The following is an 18,263-nucleotide window of genomic DNA, read 5'->3' as shown; positions in this document are numbered from 1 at the left end:
CGTGATTATTATTTTCGTTATTTTTATCAGATTTCTCAGCAGGTAATTAAAAAGCACCACCAATGAACTTTTCATTGGTGGTGCTAAAAATATAAATAAATCAATACAGGAAATTATAGATATGAAGATGCTAATACCATGGTGCTTGTTACGCAGTAAATATTTACTCCGTTATTTCTGTTAATCCGACAGGCGGCCAGATATCACAGGACTCAGGGTAATTAATATCACACTGATACAGATTGCTGAACAAGAGTGTACTGCTCAATATAAGTGTTATCATAAAACCTCACCGGATCAAGAACATTTACTGTTGCGAAACATATGCAGATTACATATCTGTATGCTGACCGGCAATTAACCCGATGAGGTATTTTATATGACATAACTATTAATTACCTGACTGTATTAGTTATGTACTATGAGTGAGCGTGCTTATTCAGATACAGAGCAATCAGCACACCGGTTGCCAGCATAGCGGCAATAAACCAGCCGATGCCATTCCAGTGCCAGTAAGACCAGAAAACACCGCCCAGAGTACCGGCAATGCTGGAACCGCCGTAATAGCAAAACAGATACAGTGAGGATGCCTGGGCTCTGGCGCGCCGGGCGCGGCGTCCGACCCAGCTGCTGGTGACGGAATGGGCGGCAAAAAATCCCGTCGTCAGTACCAGCATACCGATCAGAACTGCTGCCAGTGAACTGCCGAGCGTAATGAGAATCCCGGTCAGCATTAATGTGACTGCACCAATCAGTACTCTGCCGTAGCCGTATTTCCGTGTCAGTGCGCCTGCTTTTGAGGCACTGTAAGTTCCTGACAGATAAACTATCGATAACATACCGACAACGGCCTGGCTGAAGTGATACGGCGGCTCCATCAGCCGGTAGCCGATATAGTTAAACAGGGTGACAAAGCTGCCCATAATGATAAAACCGATGGCAAACAGCCACGGCAGACCATCATCACGGCAGTGCAGGATCAGGTATTTCCACAAGCTTTTCGGTTTCAGTGAACTGGCTCTGAAATGGCGTGACGGCGGCAGTAACCGCCAGAACAGAAAAGCACCGAACAGAGAAAATGTTCCCAGTACCAGAACGGCAATCCGCCAACTGGCATAATCCGCAATAACGCCAGTGATCAGGCGTCCGCTCATCCCGCCGATAGAATTACCGCTGATATACAGCCCCATAGACAGGGCAACATAGCTGGGATGAATTTCCTCACTCAGATAGGTCATGGCCACGGCGGCGACGCCACTGAGAGATAATCCGACCAGGGAGCGGACAACCAGGATCCCCGCCCAGCTGGTGGTAAACGCACTGAGCAGGGTAAAGATTGCCGCGCATGTCAGGGATATCACCATAACATTTTTACGTCCGACCGCATCTGACAGCGGGCCGGTGATCAGCAGCCCGACGGCCATGAATCCGGTCGCCAGAGAAAGGGACAAACTGGCCTGCGCCGGTGATACCGAAAAATCGTCTGACAACAACGGCAGGATCGGCTGTACAAAATAGAGCAGAGCAAACGTCGCCAGACCGACCATAAAGAAAGAGAGAGTGACACGCAGATACAGTTTGTCGTCGCGCTGGATATAGTGCTGCTTTGCCTGATCATTCTGCACCGGTGAGGTCACACGGTTGTCAGTTATCAGTTTATTCTCGTCTGTCATACACTTATCTCAGCATTTGGTAATAATACCGAGCATAAAAAGATGCTGGTATTTTGTCTAATATATTAATACTCTTGTTTGATATGTTTTACGACCTAATGAGGGAATAATGATCGAATTCCGCCATCTGCGTTATTTCATTGCGGTCGCTGAAGAGCTGCATTTCGGACGGGCAGCGGAGCGTCTCAATATCTCCCAGCCTCCGCTCAGTCAGCAGATTCAGGCACTTGAAAACGCGATTCCGGCTAAATTACTGGCACGGAACAACCGGAATGTCAGTCTGACCCCGGCGGGCGAAATGTTTCTGCGTGAAGCTTACCAAATCCGTACTCAGGTCGAGGCAGCGGTTGAAAAAGCAGCCAGAATGGATCGCGGGGAACTGGGGGAAGTTTCTGTCGGCTTCACTTCCACAACCCCGTTTATGCGTCATATTACGGCGACATTCCGCCAGTACCGTGAAATATACCCGGATGTGGCTATCCACATGCATCAGATGAATACCAAACAGCAGATTAACCCGCTGCTGAGCGGCCGGATTGACTTCGGTGTAATGCGCAATACGCAACTGCCGGATAATCTGGTTCATGAACTGCTGTTTAAAGAACGATTTATGCTGGCGGTCTATGATGATCATCCGCTGATGAAATACCTCAAAACGGGCATTCCCCTGGAGATGCTCACTGGCGTACCATTGGTTTTCTTTGAGCGGGATGTGGGAACGGCGCTGTATGATGAGATTATCAATCTGCTGAAAAAAGCGGGTGTCACACCGGTTATCGCCCAGGAAGCAGGGGAAGCTATGACTATTCTGGGGCTGGTCTCTGCCGGGTTAGGTGTTTCACTGGTAACGGAATCTTTTACCCGTATGAAAGTGGATGGTGTCCGTTACATTCATTTAGCTGAAAATCAGGCATTTTCTGAGGTCTGGCTGGTGTATCATAAGCACAATACACTTTCTCCGGCCGGTCAGCGGCTGATTGAGATGCTGAAAAATAATGTGTTCCGCTGAGCGGGATCTGACTGTCAGGAGTTCGGATGTTCCGGCGATACCGGTTTTCTGTTATTACCGCATTTCTTTTTCTTTTATATACAAGCGCCGCGGGAGCAGGGGTATCGCTCAGCTATTTCTATCAGCCGGATGGCTCACGCAAAATTGCGCCTGACAATATTACTGCACTGACCGGGCAGTTTCTCGGCGTACCTTACCGCGCCGGTCAGCTGATTGGCTCTCCCGGATCACCGGAAATTCTGGTGGCTGACCTGAACGCGCTCGATTGTTTCACTTTTCTGGATTACACCGAAGCACTGAAACGCAGCCCGCAGCAGCAGAATTTCCGCAACAGACTGATGCACATCCGTTATAAAAACGGAGAGGTGAATTATTATCAGCGCCGTCATTTTTTGTCGGATTGGGTCAGCGGCCCGCAGCCTGTGGCTCAGGATATCACCCGGCAACTGTCGCCGGATTACCGGGTGACACACAAGATGCTGAATCAGAAAAAAAACGGCTCCCGTTATATCCCCGATATTCCGGTTACGGCACGGGATATCACCTGGCTGCCGGTTTCCGCACTGACACCCGCTGTGCTTTCACAATTGCAGACCGGTGATTATATCGGTATCTATTCTGACCGTCCCGGCCTGGATGTCTCGCATGCCGGAGTTATTATCCGTACCCCGGACGGGCTGTTTTTACGTAATGCCTCATCAAAACGGAATGAACAACGGGTCATTGATTCACCATTACGGACATATCTGCAAAATAAAACAGGAATTGTGGTTTATCGTTCGGCTTTTGCCCCCTGACTGTGAATCATTTCACAGTTTTGTGTGAAGCCACTTACTAAGCGCGTATTTATTCGGATAATTAACATCTTAGCATCATCTGCACAGGATTATTATTGGTGAAACCTTCAGCACAGCCCGGACATATTGACCATATAAAACAAACCAATATGGGGGTTGTGTACCGTTATATTGATCGTGAAGGCCCCATTTCCCGCATTTCACTCTCGAAAAAATCACAGCTGGCACCGGCGAGTATCACCAAAATCACCCGTGAGCTGATGGATGCGCATCTGGTCCGGGAAACTGAGTTTCCGGGATTAGGCTTTCGCGGCCGCCCGGCAGTGGGGCTGAAAACGGACTGTGACGGCTGGCATTTTTTATGTATCCGAATTAACCGGGGGGAACTGGTTTTTGCGCTGCGGGAACTGAGCGGAAAATTACTGGCCGAAGATATTATTGCATTTCCGGCGGATAGCCGGGATTTTGTCACCCTGTTTCTGGCACAGGTTGATGCCTTCTTTTCCCGTAATCACCGGATAACCGAGCGCCTGACTGCTATTGCCATCACCACCGATGCCATTGTTGACCCTGCAAACGGTATCATCCGCCATTCCCCGTACTATCAGCTGACCGATTTACCGGTAGCAGAGATTCTTTATCAGCATACCGGGATGCCGGTATTCCTCCAGCATGGTATTTCTGCCTGGTCTCTGGCGGAATATTTTTTTGGTGCGGCGAAAGAGTGCAGGAATATTATCCAACTGGTGATTGATGAAAATGTCGGTGCTGCCATTATTACCGACGGTGCATTGCTGCATGCCGGCAGTCACAGCACGGCAGAAATCGGTCACACACAGATAAACCCGCAGGGTAAACCCTGTTACTGCGGTAATCACGGCTGTCTGGAAACTGAAATTGGTCTGCATCATGTATTGGAAATGGCCGCTCAGTTCCTGGCCGTTCCGGAGGGGCAGCCGCTGACCGCTGAAATGCTGTGCCGCGCGGCACTGGACGGTAATCCCGCCGCCCGTGAGCTGATAGAGCAGGTGGGGCAGCATATCGGGGATATTGCCGCCGTGATGGTCAATATCTTTAATCCGGAGATTATCCTGATTGGCTCACCATTAAACCCGGCATCCTCTGTTTTGTTTCCCGCCATCCGCGCCCGGATTACGCAGCGTGCCTTGCCGGCATTCAGCCGGGAGCTGACAATGACTTCATGCGAATTTACTAATTGCGGTACATTACCCGGCGCGGCGTTAATCAAAGAGGTGCTGTATAACGGCTCACTTCTTATCAGACTGATGGATGGTTAAATAATTCTGTAGTGTCTATCTTTGACATAAAACAAATAAATGACAGGGATTTGTTCATGAAAACAGGATTTTCGCAAAAAATTGCGCTGGCGCAAGCCTGATATAAACCGGATGTCTTACACTGCTTCCGTTATCAATTTTGATACGCACCTCTTGATATAACGGAAAAACATCTATGTTAAGGCGCTTGTTTATAACCGGCACAGATACGAATATCGGCAAAACTGTTGCGACGCGGGCTTTAATGCAAGCCATCAACCGCCTGGGTAAATCTGTCGTTGGCTATAAACCAATCGCGACAGAATACCACGACACACTTAACGGCAAACGTAACCGTGATGCGATGATCCTGCATGATTCATCATCAGTTGATGTTTCTTATCAGGATATCAACCCGGTCATGCTGGAAAGTAATTACGGTCAGACGACGACCGACGTTCAGTTTCCTGCATTATCGCAGGGTCTGGAAAAATTAAGTCATCTGGCGGATCAGGTCGTGGTGGAAGGGAACGGCGGATGGCGTTATTTACTGAATAACGAGACTTTTTTATCCGACTGGGTGAAAAAGGAAAAACTGCCGGTGATCCTGGTGGTCGGGATCCAGTCCGGTTGTGTGAACCATGCATTATTAACCGCCGAAGCCATTAAAAATGATGATCTGGAAATTATCGGCTGGATTGCGAACCGGATAAACCCGGGCTTATCACACTACGCACAGGTTATGGATCGCTTACTGACGCATTTACCGGCACCACTGCTGGGCGAGATCCCGTATCTGCTGCGTCCGGAAGAGCGGGAGTTGTCGCACTATCTCAATGAAGAGCAGATTGAAATGCTCTGGGGTGAGGCGTTAGCGGCGTCCTGAGTCTCTGGTAAGAAATACAAAAGGGCTGATAAATCAGCCCTTTTTCATGGTCAAAACCTGACAGCGAGATACTATTTACGCAGATAAATAATATTCTGAGTTTCGTTGTTGCAGTTACCCACAACCTGACCTTCTGCCTGTGCCGCTTCTTCAGCCGGAACCACAGTCAGTGTAAAACCGTCAGCAGGAACACCATTGCTGATGATTTTCTGCGAAATTTCCTCAGTCACACTTTCACAGGATGCCTGCGCCATAACAGGCGAAACGGCAAACAGAACAGCACTGAGCGCAATCAGTTTTTTCATTATTTATCCTTAAATGTATTTATTTCCAGCCAGTGGAAACTTCACGCCCTGTATTTGCATCAAGGCAGCGCAGCGTATTAGGTTCCCAATACGCGGTAACAACCGAGCTTTTTAAACATGCATCTTCAGCATCAATAGCACGGTCAACTTTGTCGAACTCTTTTTCCGCACGGCGGTTGATCTTCTGACGCAGGGAACGGGTATCATCCCATTGCTCTTTTTCCTGGCGTGCTCTCTCTTTTTCAAGCGCAGTATCGCCGCCGCTGATCACACAAGTGCTGCCGGGGCTGCAATTGGTGGTGGCTGCGCCTGCATGAGCTGCAAACATGAAGGGTGCAGCAAAGGCGGTCGCGATAAACCACTTTTTGAGCATGGAGTTAGTCATTGTCGTGTTTTCCTCAAAGTTCAAACCTGCAAACGTCATTCTGATCGTGAGCATTATAGCAAAGTGTATTAATGCACCAATAAAAGACAACGTTTTTCAGCGATAATTTCAGGTAATTTAAGAAAATTACCTGATTATACGGATACCGGCTTATCTTTTGTGGTGGTTTCAGCCTTCGCGGTGCACACTCAGCCCGGCGAATGACTGACAGACCGGCATCATTTCCATAGTATTAATATTTACGTGCGACGGCAATGTTGCAACCCAGAAAACCGCTTCCGCGATATCATCCGGCATCAGCGGATCAGTATTTTTATAGGTATTTGCGGCTTTTTCTTCATCCCCGCGATAGCGGATACCGGAGAACTCGGTACCACCGACCATGCCCGGTTCAATGTCAGTCACACGGATTTTTTTACCGGCCAGATCTGCGCGCAGTGCCAGGCTGAACTGACGGACAAACGCCTTGGTGCCGCAGTAAACGTTACCACCGGCATACGGCCATGATCCGGCAGTTGAGCCTAAATTAATGATATGACCACGGTTTCTTTCCACCATCCCCGGCAGGATTGCACGGGTCATATGCAGCAGCCCTTTGATGTTGGTGTCCACCACCACATCCCATTCTGCCGGATTGCCTTTATCAACGGTTTCCATACCCAGCGCCAGTCCGGCGTTATTGACCAGAACATCAATTTCGCGCAGGGATTCAGGCAGTGAATTAATCACATTATCGACTGCCGGACTGTCTGTCATATCCAGAGCCAGCGGGAAAAATTTGCTTCCGAACTCTTTTTGCAGTTTTGCCAGGCGCTCAATACGGCGGCCGGTGCCGATAACGGTATGGCCGTTCTCAATAAATTTGCGGGCAAATGCCTCACCAAAACCTGCTGTTGCACCTGTAATTAAAACAATCATCACATACTCCGATTCTGTCAGCGGGGATCCCCGGAAAAAATAACAATAACCATGGCGATATAATACCGGTGGTAATATCCTGATAGTGTATCGTGTCTGCATGACAGAAAGCGGGTTACAGATTCCGTTTTTCAGTTTTCATCACGGAAAAACACTGAAGTTAATCAATAACAACCTGATTATATACAGGAGACAGAAAATGGTTCAGGGTCAATGTTTGTGCGGTAAAGTAACAGTATCTGTGCCAAAACAGGTGCACGATGTCTCTGTCTGCCATTGCGGCATGTGCAGAAAATGGAATGGCGCACCGTTTATGTCTGTGGATTGCGGCAGTGATGTTACGCTCAGCGGTGAGGAATATATCACCCGTTATCACTCCTCAGAGTGGGGCGACCGTTGTTTCTGCCGCGAGTGCGGGACACACCTGTTTTATTACCTGAAACCGGCAGATCAGTATTATGTCTCTGCGGCACTGCTGGGAGAGACAACAGAATCCCGCCTCTCAATGCAGATTTACACCGACAGCAAACCGGCGTATTACAATTTTGCGGAAAAAACACCGATGCTGACTGAGCAGGATATTATGGCGATGTTCCAGGCTGAATAATATTTGAAGCCAGATAAGCAGAAAGCGGATACCTGAGTATCCGCTTCGTTTTTCTGCGTTGCCGGGCAGAGAAATTAAATAACAAACAGATCCATAAACTCGCTGACTGACATGGATTCGAGTGTTTTACGGTCACGGGCAGCATTCAGAATGCGCTGCTGCTGCGTTTCCGGGAACATACGCGCCAGATTGGTACGGAATTTCGCCAGCAGCAGCGGAATACCTTCCTCACGGCGGCGGGCGTGCCCGACCGGATATTCGACCACAACCTCATCCAGCACGGTACCGTCTTTCAGGGTCACGGTCAGGGCGTTGGCGATAGAGCGTTTTTCCGGATCATGATAATCACGGGTGAACGCGGTATCTTCCTCACAGTGAATGCGGGCACGCAGGGCATCGATACGGCTGTCTGACGCGATCCCGTCTTCATAATCTGCGGCGGTCAGGCGACCGAAGATCAGCGGAACTGCCACCATATACTGAATACAGTGATCACGGTCAGCCGGGTTATTCAGCGGGCCGTGTTTATCGATAATACGGATACAGGCCTCATGGGTGCGGATAGTGACTTTCTCAATATCATCTGCGGTTTTACCCAGTGCCGCCAGTTTGTGATGCAGTGTCATTGCTGCTTCAACGGCGGTCTGAGAGTGGAACTCTGCCGGGAATGAGATCTTGAACAGCACGTTTTCCATTACATAAGAGCCGTAATCGCGCTGGAATTTAAACGGCTTACCGTCAAACAGCACATCATAGAAGCCCCAGGTTTTGGCGGTCAGCACGGTCGGATAGCCCATTTCGCCTTTCTGCGCGAACAGCGCCAGACGCACCGCACGGGAAGTGGCATCACCCGCAGCCCAGGATTTACGTGAACCGGTATTCGGCGCATGGCGGTAGGTCCGCAGAGACTGGCCGTCCACCCATGCATGGGAAACCGCGCTTAATAACTGCTCACGATCCAGCCCCAGCATTTCGCCGACAACTGCCGTAGACGCAACTTTCACCAGTACAACGTGGTCAAGGCCGACTTTGTTAAATGAGTTTTCCAGTGCCAGGCAGCCCTGAATTTCATGGGCTTTGATCATGGCGGTCAGCACGCGTTTCAGCGGCAGCGGTGCTTTGCCTTTGGCAATCGCTTCACGGGATAACCAGTCTGCAACGGCCAGGATACCGCCAAGGTTATCGGACGGATGACCCCATTCCGCCGCCAGCCAGGTATCGTTGAAATCGAGCCAGCGGATCATGGCACCGATATTGAAAGCCGCCTGAACCGGATCCAGCTGGAATTGGGTACCCGGTACTTTGGCGCCGTTCGGGACAATGGTTCCCGGCACGACAGGGCCGAGCATTTTTTTGCACGCCGGATATTCCAGGGCTTCCAGACCGCAACCCAGGGTATCCAGGAAGCAGTAATATGCGGTGTCATAAGCGCGATCACTGCTGATGTCCATATTCAGAACATAATCAGTGATGTCCTGAATGACCTTGTCGTACTCTTGATGCTGTGGGGTAAAAGATGCTGACATACTTTATCTTCCTTTTTAATCAATAATTAGCGCGCTTTAAGGGGTACGAAGGTCTGGTTTTCCGGTCCGGTGTAATTGGCGGACGGACGAATAATTTTATTATCCAGACGCTGTTCAATGATGTGTGCAGCCCAGCCTGCGGAACGGGCAATAACAAAAATCGGGGTAAACATGGCGGTCGGCACACCCATCAGGTGATACGCCACCGCTGAGAACCAGTCGAGGTTCGGGAACATCTTTTTATGCTGGGACATCACGGATTCAATACGATCCGCAATATCAAACAGGCGGAAATCTTTGGCTTCTTCGGATAACTCACGGGAAATCGCTTTGATAACCTGGTGACGCGGGTCAGCAATGGTATACACCGGATGACCGAAGCCCATCACGACTTCACTGCGGGTGAGGCGGGCGAGAATATCCGCCTGAGCTTCATCCGGTGAGCTGTAACGTTTCTGGATCTCCAGAGACACTTCGTTGGCACCGCCGTGTTTTGGTCCGCGCAGTGCGGCAATCGCTCCGGTGACGGAGGAGTAAAAATCCGTTCCGGTGCCGGCGATAACACGGGCAGCAAAGGTGGAGGCGTTAAACTCATGTTCTGCATAGAGAATGAACGAGGAGTTCATAAAACGCACCCAGTTTTCAGATGGTTTTTTGCCGTGCAGCAGATGCAGGAAATGGCCGCCGCAGGTATCGTCATCGGTTTCGGTATCAATGCGGCGATCATTAAACGCATAGTGATACCAGTAAAGCAGCATGGAGGTCAGGGAAGAGAGCAGGCGATCGGCGATATCACGGGCACCGGATAACGGATGACCCTCTTTTTCCGGCAGAACGCAGCCCATAATAGACACGCCGGTACGCAGCACATCCATCGGGTGGGCAGAAGCAGGCAGCGCTTCCAGGGCTTTCTTCACACTGTGCGGCAGGCCGCGCAGTGATTTCAGTTTCGCCTTGTAAGCGGCCAGTTCTGCGGCGTTCGGCAGTTTTTCATGGATCAGAAGATGAGCGACTTCTTCAAAATCACATTGTGTGGCTAAATCCAGAATGTCATAACCGCGGTAATGCAGGTCGTTCCCGTTAATCCCCACAGTACAGAGTGCAGTATTGCCGGCAGCAACGCCGGACAGTGCGACGGATTTTTTGCCTTTCTTCAGTGCAGGTTCAGGTTTGCTAAGTTGTTCATTCATGACGGGTGATCCTTATTATTATAGTGAGTGTACAACCTGCTTCGCGTTATCTTTCAGAGGTTATTTTTTCTGCGAAAACAGTGCGTCGAGCTTATCTTCATAATCGTAGTAGTTAATGCTTTGGTATAATTCATCACGGGTCTGCATCTGTGAAATCAGGCTCTGTTGCGTGCCTTCACGGCGCAGGGTGTTATAGACATTTTCAACGGCCTTGTTCATGGCGCGGAAGGCGGTGAGCGGGTACAGGGCGATAGCGATATTCACACTGCGCAGCTCATCCAGGGTAAACAGCGGTGTTTTACCGAACTCGGTAATGTTTGCCAGTACCGGAACGCTGATTTTGTCGGTGAACAGACGATACATTGCCAGCTCTGTAATCGCTTCCGGGAACAGCATATCCGCACCGGCATCGATATAAGCCTGTGCGCGGTCGAGAGCGGATTCCAGACCTTCCACTGCCAGCGCATCAGTACGCGCCATCACCACGAAATTCTCATCAGTCCGTGCATCAACCGCAGCTTTAATGCGATCAACCATTTCCTGTTTTGAGACGATTTCTTTGTTCGGGCGGTGACCACAGCGTTTTGCGCCGACCTGGTCCTCAATGTGCATCCCGGCAGCCCCGGCTTTGATCAGGGATTTCACGGTGCGTACCACGTTAAAGGCTGACGGGCCGAAACCGATATCCGCATCCACCAGCAGCGGCAGATCACACACATCCGTAATACGGCGGACATCCGTCAGTACATCATCCAGTGTGGAAATGCCCAGGTCAGGAATACCCAGAGAGCCTGCGGCAACACCGCCGCCGGAGAGATAAATTGCTTTGTAACCCGCACGTTTTGCCAGCAGTGCATGGTTGGCATTAATAGCACCGACCAGCTGCAGCGGGGATTCAGACTGTACAGCGTCGCGGAATGCGCGTCCTGCGGAATAAAGTGCCATATATTCACCTTGTTATTAGTTTGATACTCAGATGTTATAAAGCAATCGCTATGCCAATCAGCCGGGTAAGGTAACTAAAACGCGAGATACATCACACATTTGGCGTGTTTATCCTGTCATTACGTTACCCACTATAGAATTTGCCGATTCCGTCTGACAAGCGGAATGTTAGCTTTCTGTGATGATGATGCTATTTATGTTTCAATATAGCTGTTAATGTGTTTCATAAGATTAATATGAAACATCTGAAACGCATGAAACAGGGGAGAAACGCATGGCTCAGAGTGACAAACCGGTGATCTGGACGGTCTCCATTTCACGCCTTTTTACCCTGTTCCGTGATATCAGCCCGGAATTCAGTGCCCGTGCCGGTATCAGTGCGATTAATCTGGGGTTCGATGCCGCAGTGGAGGCGATTCGTGAACGGCTGAAAACAGAACGCTGCGATGCGATTGTCAGTGCAGGCTCTAACGGTGCGTATCTGAAACAGCATCTGCCGGTGCCGGTGATTGTCGCTGCGCCGGGCGGGTTCGATATCATGCAGGCTTTGGCACGGGCACGGCAGCTCAGTCAGCGCATCGGCCTCATTTATTACCGTAATACTTTTCCGGCACTGGACTCGCTGGCGCAGAGTTTCGGTATGCAGATTGAGCAACGCAGTTATGTGACCGCCGAGGACGCACGGGCAGCCTGTCTTGCCCTGAAAGCGGACGGTATTTCAGTGGTGGTGGGGGCCGGATTAATCACTGATATCGCCGCAGAGTGCGGCATGACCTGCATTTTCATTTATTCCAATGATGCCGTCCGCCGGGCATTCACCGATGCAATAGAACTGACGCGCATCCGTGACCAGCCGCAGAACATGCCGCTGCCGGTGGCGGGCTCTCTGAATGTCCGCCATACGCTGAATGATATTCTCGGCACCTCGCCGGTGATGGAACAGGTGCGTGAAACCATCACGCTGTTCGGGCGCTCAAAAGCGACAGTGATGATCCAGGGGGAAAGCGGTACCGGTAAAGAGATGGCGGCACAAGCTATTCATCATGAATATACGTTGTTTCATAAACATAAGCGGACGAAACGCGCTGCACCGTTTGTGGCGGTGAACTGCGGGGCTATCCCGGAGAGCCTGCTGGAAGCGGAACTCTTTGGTTATGAGGAGGGCGCATTTACCGGTTCGCGGCGCGGCGGCCGTGCCGGGTTATTTGAGGCGGCGGACGGCGGCACACTGTTTCTGGATGAAATCGGTGAAATGCCGGTATCGCTGCAAACCCGCCTGCTGCGGGTGCTGGAAGACCGTGCCATTGTGCGTATCGGCGGCTATAAACCGATTACCGTGGATGTGCGGGTGATTTGTGCGACTCACAATGATCTGGATAACCGGGTGGCGGCAGGGACATTCCGTGCCGATCTGTTTTACCGGCTGGGGGTACTGCGTCTGCAGCTTCCGGCACTGCGAGACCGTGGGGCGGATATCCTGTTACTGACAGAAAAACTGCTCAAACTGGCGTTTGCTGAGCTGGATCTGCCGCTGCATCGTGGCCATCTGCAGCAGATTCTGGCATGCAGTGATTTTTTCTATCACTACCACTGGCCGGGAAATGCCCGCGAGCTGCGTAATCTGATGGAACGGGTGGCGCTGTATTGCAGTGCTTATCCGGATAAAATTATTACAGAATCATTATTACTGAAACTCTCTCCTGAACGGCGCACGGTGATTGCTCCCGCCCTTGTGGCCGATCTCCCGCCGGAGCCGGTGAATACCGCCACGGCAACAGAAGCTGTAGCCCGTTTCCGGGGGGATCGCCGCGCCGCCGCCGACTGGCTGGGGATCAGCCGCACCACCTTATGGCGCCGTCTGAAACAGGAACAGAACACTTCGTCCTGACTGTCCGCCGCTTTATACTGTGCCTCAGAATTGAAAAGCAAGAGCCGGAGTGTTTGTCTGTATCCGGCCTGCAATACTGTCATCACCGGAAAGACACAGGAAACAGGACGGAGGCGTTATGTCAGATCTCTTTGCTCACGATGAACCGCTTGCAGTGGCACCCGATGCGTATCTGCTCAAAGGTTTTCTCAGTGATGAGGATGAGATGCTGCTGGCGGAAATCCGCCGCCTGACCGCCATTTCGCCGTTCCGCCATATGCAGACGCCCGGCGGATACCGGATGTCTGCGGCCATGAGCAGCTGCGGCACATACGGCTGGGTCTCCGATGCCAAAGGTTACCGCTACTCCCCGACTGATCCGCTGACCGGCAATCCGTGGCCGCCGCTGCCGGACGCATTTTTGTTGCTGTCGCAGCAGGCTGCGGAGCGGGCGGGCTTTCACGGGTTTTCGCCGGACAGCTGTCTGATTAACTGTTACGCGCCGGGCGCCGGTATGTCTCTGCATCAGGACAAGGATGAGCCGGATCGCCGCCAGCCGATTGTGTCATTTTCACTCGGTCTGCCGGTGCAGTTTCAGTTCGGCGGCAGTGAGCGCCATCATCCCCTGAAAACCTTTGCGCTTGAGCACGGCGATGTACTGGTATGGGGCGGCCGTTCCCGTCTGAATTACCATGCTGTCCGTCCGGTAAGGGCCGGGGTGCATCCGCTTGCGGGTGCCCGGCGGTTTAATCTGACCTTCCGCTGCGCGCGGTAACGGAGAAACAGGATGACAAAACAGACAATACTCTCAGACGATGCGTGCTGGGCAGCGCTGGCCGCCAGAGATAAAACAGCCGATACGCTGTTTGTGTATGCGGTGAAAACCACACAGACATGGGGATTTCCGTCTACTGTTGTGCGGCTGCCGAAACGGGAAAATACTGAATTTTTTGCCACGCCGGAAGAGGCGGAGGCTCACGGCTACCGCGCCGGGAAGCGCCGTCAGCGCAGCGGTGAGGCCATGACGCAGCGCCATGCGGAACAGGTGGTGCTGGCCTGCCGTGAGCTGGAAACGCGGATCGATAATGGTGAACCGCTGCCGTCACTGGCAGAGCTGGCCACACTGTGCGGCGTGAGTCAGTTTCATTTTCACCGTATTTTCCGCTCACATACCGGACTGACACCGGCGGCATGGGCAAAAGCCTATCGCGGGGATAAACTGAGGGAACAACTGACAAAACAGACGACAATCACCGGCGCAATCGCTGAATCCGGCTTCAGTTCCGGCAGCCGGTTTTATGAATCGTCGGATACACTGCTCGGTATGACGCCGAAAAGCTGGCGGGCAGGCGGCAAAGGGGCGCGGATTTTCTTTGCTCTGGCGATATGTGCGCTGGGGGACATCCTGGTGGCGCAGAGTGAAAAAGGCATTTGTGCCATTCTGCTGGGGGATGACGCGGAAGCACTGTTACGGGATTTGCAGGATCAGTTCCCCAATGCGGAACTGGTCGGTGGCGACGCACAGTTTGAACAGGTGGTCTCCCGGGTGATCGGGTTTGTGGAAGCACCGTCTTCCGGGCTTGATCTGCCGCTGGATATCCGGGGAACTGCATTTCAGCGCCGGGTCTGGCAGGCATTGCAGTCAATCCCGGCGGGTACGACTGTCAGTTACCGGGAGATTGCGGAGCGGATCGGCTCCCCGAAAGCGGTCAGAGCGGTGGCCGGTGCCTGTGCGGCAAACTGTCTGGCAGTGGCTATCCCGTGTCACCGGGTGGTGAGAACCGGCGGGGAACTCGCGGGTTACCGCTGGGGGATCGAACGGAAAAAACGTCTGTTGCAGCGCGAGGCATTGCAGCAGGAAACCGGTTAAGAATATAAGGGATACGGATGCGTTTTCGCACAGATGTTTTTCGAACAACAATGTTACTGAGCAGTTTATTCTTTGCTGTTTTGCCGGTGACGGCAGCCGCCGCACCGGCAACGGCGGAGGTCATTATGGATAATGACGCAACAATTCCTGCGACAGCGACCGGCCCGTTGTTTAACTGTGACAGTGAGCTGATAAAGCTGATTGCAGGCAGTAATCACGGGCTCGTCCGCGCAGAAAAAGTCACTGCGGACAGGCTGGGGATTTATATTGAAAACCGGGATATCAACGAGCTGGCGATTCAGCTTTCTGATACGCGGCAAAAACCCTCGCCTGAATCGCCGGGAGCAGGGCAACTGGGCTGGGTGACTTACAATATCAAAGAAAATACCCTGACAGCGACAGGGGCGGATGCGGAGCATCCCGTCCCGCTGACCTTCAGTGCGGCACAGGGGGAACGGCTGCAATCCTGTCTGAAAAAAGAGAAAACGTGTCAGCAGATCCTCAGTACGCTCCGCTACGAACCCTTTATTGCCATGTCGCCGGAGTGGCGCGTCACCGGCAAAGGCCGGGCTTATTTTTACGCCGCGCCGGCGGAACAGTGCCGTAATGATAATGTCTTTGTGGTTCCGGGAGATGTCCTTCAGGTGGTCGGATTGCGGGCCACGAAACCGGTGAAAGGGGAAAAAGAGGGCTGGCTGCTGGTGGCTTACGGCAATGCGCAGGGCTGGATTAATGTTAACCGGCTGGCGTCACAGGACGCGCTGTGCGATGCGGCAACCGTGAACGCGGACAAACAGTATCAGGCGGGCCTGAAAAACAGTAAGCCTTCCTCATACAAATACAGTGTGACACAAAATCGCCTGCGTTTTTATGATGCTCCGGATAAGGGTTGTATTACGGATGCTGCGGATTTTGTGGTGAAAGATGATGCGATCTGGGTGGATCGTCCTCAGCCATATCAGGGATTTGTTCATGGCCGTTATATATATCCGGCCACCGGTAAAGTCACAGAAGGATGGCTGGAAGCAGACGGACTTAAAAAATGAATTAAAAAGGCCGTTACAAAAAACGTAACGGCCTGCATTTATAATGGCGTATTACAGTCCCAGTTCATCCCGCAGTTGCGCAATCTGTTCGCGCCACTGTTGTTGCAGAACCGGTTTCTGATGTGCGGGTTTGCGCTGCAAATCCGCCGCCAGTTTTTCCTCCAGCGTAATCAGTGCCGCCAGCGAATCCTCTTCGTCACTGACCGGAACGGATGGCTCCGGAACCGCCGGTAACACGCTGTTGCCGGTGCCGGAATCTGCATTCAGGGCACGGATAGCATCATAGACCTGATCCAGATCGTGATATTCCGTCAGTCGGTTACCGTCGATATACCAGAAGCGGTTACAGCTTTTTTCGATCAGCTCCCGGTCGTGACTGACCAGAATCAGCCCGCCCTCAAACCGGCTGATTTCCTCCGCCAGCGCCAGTTTTCCGTCCATATCCAGGTGGTTGGTCGGCTCATCCAGTATCAGCAGGGAATAGTTGGCCAGGCTCAGTCCGACAAACAACAGCCGCGCCCGTTCACCGCCGCTCAGGGCAGATACCGTCTGCTGATGGCGCAGATACGGGAAACCGGCGCTGATCAGTGCCATTTTCCGCTGCTCATCAATCAGTCGCGCGAATGGTTTCAGCGCATCCATCAGTGAATCACTGTCATTCAGTTGCACCAGTTTCTGGTCGTAATACCCCAAATGCACACGGGGATGCAGCACCAGCGGGCTGTCCGGCAGTGTTACCTCCGGTTTCTGAGACTGTGACCAGATCATCCGCAGCAGTGAGGATTTTCCGGTGCCGTTTGCGCCCATCACCGCAATGCGGTCGCCGGATTTCACAGACACATTGTCTGTCACATACAGCGGCGGACAATTGTCTGCCGGGATCACGGACAGCTGATTAAAGGCACACAGCCGGTCTGCCCGCAGGGTATCCCCGGTCAGCTTAAGCTGCCACTGACTGCCGATCGCCAGTTCAACCTGATCATCCTGCAACCGGTCTATCTGTTTTTCCATCTGTTTGGCTTTACGGGAAAGGGCTTCGTTATCATACACTTTCCCCCATATCGCCAGCCGTTTGGCACTTACCGCAATGCGGTCGATCTCTTTCTGCTGCGCATTGTGGCGGTGCTCATCACTTTCGTCCTGTTGCGCCAGCGCTTCCCGCGCCTGTGTGCAGGGCAGACGGAACACCGACACATTACCGTCCCGCAGCACCCAGGTGCAGTTGGTGACGTGATCCAGCAGGGCGTTATCGTGAGAAACCAGGATAAAGCTGCCGCGCCAGTTTTTCAGGAACTGTTCCAGCCACAAAATGGTCGGCAGATCCAGATGGTTGCCCGGTTCATCCAGCAATAATAAATCCGGCCGGCTGATCAGCGCCCGTGCCAGTAACAGCCGGGTATGCTGGCCGCCGCTCAGGGTAGTGACCGGTAACTGCCACTGTAGCGGGTCAAACCCCATCTCTGTCAGCAGCATTTCTGCCCGCCACATTTCGGACAGATGCTGTTCCGCCGGTAATTTTTCCAGCACGGCATCCGCCAGTGACAGGGTATTCAGGGATTCCGGCAGATGCTGTTCGATATACGCCATAATGACGCGGTTGGCCGGGGTAATGGTGCCTTCATCCGGTGCCAGCTGGCCGGACAACAGCTTCATCAGGGTACTTTTCCCGCAGCCGTTATGACCAATCAGGCCGATTTTTTCTCCCTGATTCAGGGCGACAGAAATATCGGTTAACAGTGGTGTGTGACCGGGATGGAATGACAGATTACGGGTTGATAATAATGTGCTCATAGCTTACTCAAATTTCAGGCATAACAATGCCATGGGTCATAAAACGCGATAACCCTGTAAGCTGAGGAAGGATGTTAAATTCAGTAAAGCTTCACTCAGGCAGGATTAACGCACAGCGTTAACAGAAAAGCCTGAGTTCTGACGATTACCAAAGAAATGTGAGAATTCAAT

17 protein-coding genes are annotated in these 18,263 nt (G+C 52.0%); 9 read left to right on the top strand and 8 right to left on the bottom strand.

Features of this window, described 5'->3' with window-relative positions:
* Positions 1–419: 419 nt before the first annotated feature.
* The gene (locus GN208_RS06535) at positions 420–1,673 is read right to left on the bottom strand and encodes an MFS transporter (RefSeq protein ID WP_004238385.1); all 1,254 of its coding nucleotides are present in this window, start codon (positions 1,671–1,673) and stop codon (positions 420–422) included.
* Between the two features lie 106 nt (positions 1,674–1,779).
* Between GN208_RS06535 and GN208_RS06530 the strand changes: the two genes are divergently transcribed.
* The 4 genes from GN208_RS06530 to bioD all read left to right on the top strand — a co-directional run bounded on the left by GN208_RS06530 (position 1,780) and on the right by bioD (position 5,642).
* Positions 1,780–2,682 (top strand): LysR family transcriptional regulator, encoded by a 903-nt coding sequence (locus GN208_RS06530; protein ID WP_024473132.1) that lies wholly within the window; start codon positions 1,780–1,782, stop codon positions 2,680–2,682.
* 26 nt (positions 2,683–2,708) lie between these two features.
* A complete protein-coding gene (locus tag GN208_RS06525) occupies positions 2,709–3,479 on the top strand; it encodes an N-acetylmuramoyl-L-alanine amidase-like domain-containing protein (protein WP_004238388.1) in 771 nt (256 codons plus the stop codon).
* Positions 3,480–3,577: 98 nt separating this feature from the next.
* Entirely contained in the window at positions 3,578–4,777 is a 1,200-nt protein-coding gene (locus tag GN208_RS06520) for an ROK family protein (protein ID WP_015422724.1), read from the top strand.
* Between the two features lie 175 nt (positions 4,778–4,952).
* Positions 4,953–5,642, top strand: coding sequence for a dethiobiotin synthase (gene bioD, locus GN208_RS06515; RefSeq protein ID WP_015422723.1), 690 nt, complete (start codon positions 4,953–4,955; stop codon positions 5,640–5,642).
* Between the two features lie 71 nt (positions 5,643–5,713).
* Here bioD and GN208_RS06510 read toward each other — a convergent pair whose 3' ends face one another.
* From GN208_RS06510 to ydfG, 3 genes are all read right to left on the bottom strand, one after another.
* Positions 5,714–5,947, bottom strand: a complete 234-nt coding sequence (locus GN208_RS06510; RefSeq protein WP_004238391.1) for a DUF1161 domain-containing protein — start codon at positions 5,945–5,947, stop codon at positions 5,714–5,716.
* 19 nt (positions 5,948–5,966) lie between these two features.
* A complete protein-coding gene (locus GN208_RS06505) occupies positions 5,967–6,275 on the bottom strand; it encodes a DUF1283 family protein (RefSeq protein WP_223302458.1) in 309 nt (102 codons plus the stop codon).
* A 225-nt stretch (positions 6,276–6,500) separates the two neighbouring features.
* Positions 6,501–7,250 carry a bifunctional NADP-dependent 3-hydroxy acid dehydrogenase/3-hydroxypropionate dehydrogenase YdfG gene (gene ydfG / locus GN208_RS06500; protein ID WP_004239249.1) on the bottom strand — a complete coding sequence of 250 codons (750 nt, stop codon included), beginning with the start codon at positions 7,248–7,250 and terminating at the stop codon, positions 6,501–6,503.
* Positions 7,251–7,350: 100 nt separating this feature from the next.
* Between ydfG and GN208_RS06495 the strand changes: the two genes are divergently transcribed.
* Positions 7,351–7,857 (top strand): GFA family protein, encoded by a 507-nt coding sequence (locus tag GN208_RS06495; RefSeq protein WP_004238394.1) that lies wholly within the window; start codon positions 7,351–7,353, stop codon positions 7,855–7,857.
* Between the two features lie 74 nt (positions 7,858–7,931).
* On the opposite strand, the gene GN208_RS06490 is transcribed toward GN208_RS06495, so the two are convergent.
* The 3 genes from GN208_RS06490 to prpB are packed head-to-tail and all read right to left on the bottom strand — an operon-like array spanning position 7,932 to position 11,518.
* Positions 7,932–9,383, bottom strand: a complete 1,452-nt coding sequence (locus GN208_RS06490) for a bifunctional 2-methylcitrate dehydratase/aconitate hydratase (protein ID WP_015422721.1) — start codon at positions 9,381–9,383, stop codon at positions 7,932–7,934.
* Between the two features lie 26 nt (positions 9,384–9,409).
* A complete protein-coding gene (gene prpC / locus GN208_RS06485) occupies positions 9,410–10,573 on the bottom strand; it encodes a 2-methylcitrate synthase (RefSeq protein ID WP_004238396.1) in 1,164 nt (387 codons plus the stop codon).
* Between the two features lie 60 nt (positions 10,574–10,633).
* On the bottom strand, positions 10,634–11,518 hold the full coding sequence (gene prpB, locus GN208_RS06480) for a methylisocitrate lyase (protein WP_004238397.1): 885 nt from the start codon (positions 11,516–11,518) through the stop codon (positions 10,634–10,636).
* 274 nt (positions 11,519–11,792) lie between these two features.
* Between prpB and prpR the strand changes: the two genes are divergently transcribed.
* The 4 genes from prpR (at position 11,793) to GN208_RS06460 (ending at position 16,301) form a co-directional block, all read left to right on the top strand.
* Positions 11,793–13,406 carry a propionate catabolism operon regulatory protein PrpR gene (gene prpR / locus GN208_RS06475; protein ID WP_004238398.1) on the top strand — a complete coding sequence of 538 codons (1,614 nt, stop codon included), beginning with the start codon at positions 11,793–11,795 and terminating at the stop codon, positions 13,404–13,406.
* Positions 13,407–13,524: 118 nt separating this feature from the next.
* Positions 13,525–14,160 (top strand): DNA oxidative demethylase AlkB, encoded by a 636-nt coding sequence (gene alkB, locus GN208_RS06470; protein ID WP_004238400.1) that lies wholly within the window; start codon positions 13,525–13,527, stop codon positions 14,158–14,160.
* Between the two features lie 12 nt (positions 14,161–14,172).
* Entirely contained in the window at positions 14,173–15,255 is a 1,083-nt protein-coding gene (gene ada, locus GN208_RS06465; protein ID WP_004238401.1) for a bifunctional DNA-binding transcriptional regulator/O6-methylguanine-DNA methyltransferase Ada, read from the top strand.
* A gap of 125 nt (positions 15,256–15,380) precedes the next feature.
* A complete protein-coding gene (locus tag GN208_RS06460; protein WP_015422720.1) occupies positions 15,381–16,301 on the top strand; it encodes a hypothetical protein in 921 nt (306 codons plus the stop codon).
* Between the two features lie 51 nt (positions 16,302–16,352).
* On the opposite strand, the gene GN208_RS06455 is transcribed toward GN208_RS06460, so the two are convergent.
* Positions 16,353–18,092: an ABC-F family ATP-binding cassette domain-containing protein gene (locus GN208_RS06455; protein WP_004238403.1), complete on the bottom strand. Its 1,740-nt coding sequence runs from the start codon at positions 18,090–18,092 to the stop codon at positions 16,353–16,355.
* Between the last annotated feature and the right edge of the window lie 171 nt (positions 18,093–18,263).

Origin of the sequence: Morganella sp. HSTU-ASny43 (assembly GCF_022819185.1) — a bacterium.
Lineage (GTDB): Bacteria > Pseudomonadota > Gammaproteobacteria > Enterobacterales > Enterobacteriaceae > Morganella > Morganella morganii.
Note: the sequence above shows the minus strand (reverse complement) of the source record. Positions and strands in the feature narration are given on the sequence as shown.

What these genes read in the sequence shown, in the direction of transcription:
- GN208_RS06460 (WP_015422720.1), top strand. Translation starts at nt 15,381, where the DNA reads ATGGATAATGACGCAACAATTCCTGCGACAGCGACCGGCCCGTTGTTT.
- GN208_RS06510 (WP_004238391.1), bottom strand. Translation starts at nt 5,947, where the DNA reads ATGAAAAAACTGATTGCGCTCAGTGCTGTTCTGTTTGCCGTTTCGCCT.
- GN208_RS06495 (WP_004238394.1), top strand. Translation starts at nt 7,351, where the DNA reads ATGACAGAAAGCGGGTTACAGATTCCGTTTTTCAGTTTTCATCACGGA.
- GN208_RS06490 (WP_015422721.1), bottom strand. Translation starts at nt 9,383, where the DNA reads ATGTCAGCATCTTTTACCCCACAGCATCAAGAGTACGACAAGGTCATT.
- bioD (WP_015422723.1), top strand. Translation starts at nt 4,953, where the DNA reads ATGTTAAGGCGCTTGTTTATAACCGGCACAGATACGAATATCGGCAAA.
- prpB (WP_004238397.1), bottom strand. Translation starts at nt 11,518, where the DNA reads ATGGCACTTTATTCCGCAGGACGCGCATTCCGCGACGCTGTACAGTCT.
- GN208_RS06505 (WP_223302458.1), bottom strand. Translation starts at nt 6,275, where the DNA reads ATGTTTGCAGCTCATGCAGGCGCAGCCACCACCAATTGCAGCCCCGGC.
- GN208_RS06535 (WP_004238385.1), bottom strand. Translation starts at nt 1,673, where the DNA reads ATGACAGACGAGAATAAACTGATAACTGACAACCGTGTGACCTCACCG.
- alkB (WP_004238400.1), top strand. Translation starts at nt 13,525, where the DNA reads ATGTCAGATCTCTTTGCTCACGATGAACCGCTTGCAGTGGCACCCGAT.
- prpR (WP_004238398.1), top strand. Translation starts at nt 11,793, where the DNA reads ATGGCTCAGAGTGACAAACCGGTGATCTGGACGGTCTCCATTTCACGC.
- ada (WP_004238401.1), top strand. Translation starts at nt 14,173, where the DNA reads ATGACAAAACAGACAATACTCTCAGACGATGCGTGCTGGGCAGCGCTG.
- GN208_RS06455 (WP_004238403.1), bottom strand. Translation starts at nt 18,092, where the DNA reads ATGAGCACATTATTATCAACCCGTAATCTGTCATTCCATCCCGGTCAC.
- ydfG (WP_004239249.1), bottom strand. Translation starts at nt 7,250, where the DNA reads ATGATTGTTTTAATTACAGGTGCAACAGCAGGTTTTGGTGAGGCATTT.
- prpC (WP_004238396.1), bottom strand. Translation starts at nt 10,573, where the DNA reads ATGAATGAACAACTTAGCAAACCTGAACCTGCACTGAAGAAAGGCAAA.
- GN208_RS06525 (WP_004238388.1), top strand. Translation starts at nt 2,709, where the DNA reads ATGTTCCGGCGATACCGGTTTTCTGTTATTACCGCATTTCTTTTTCTT.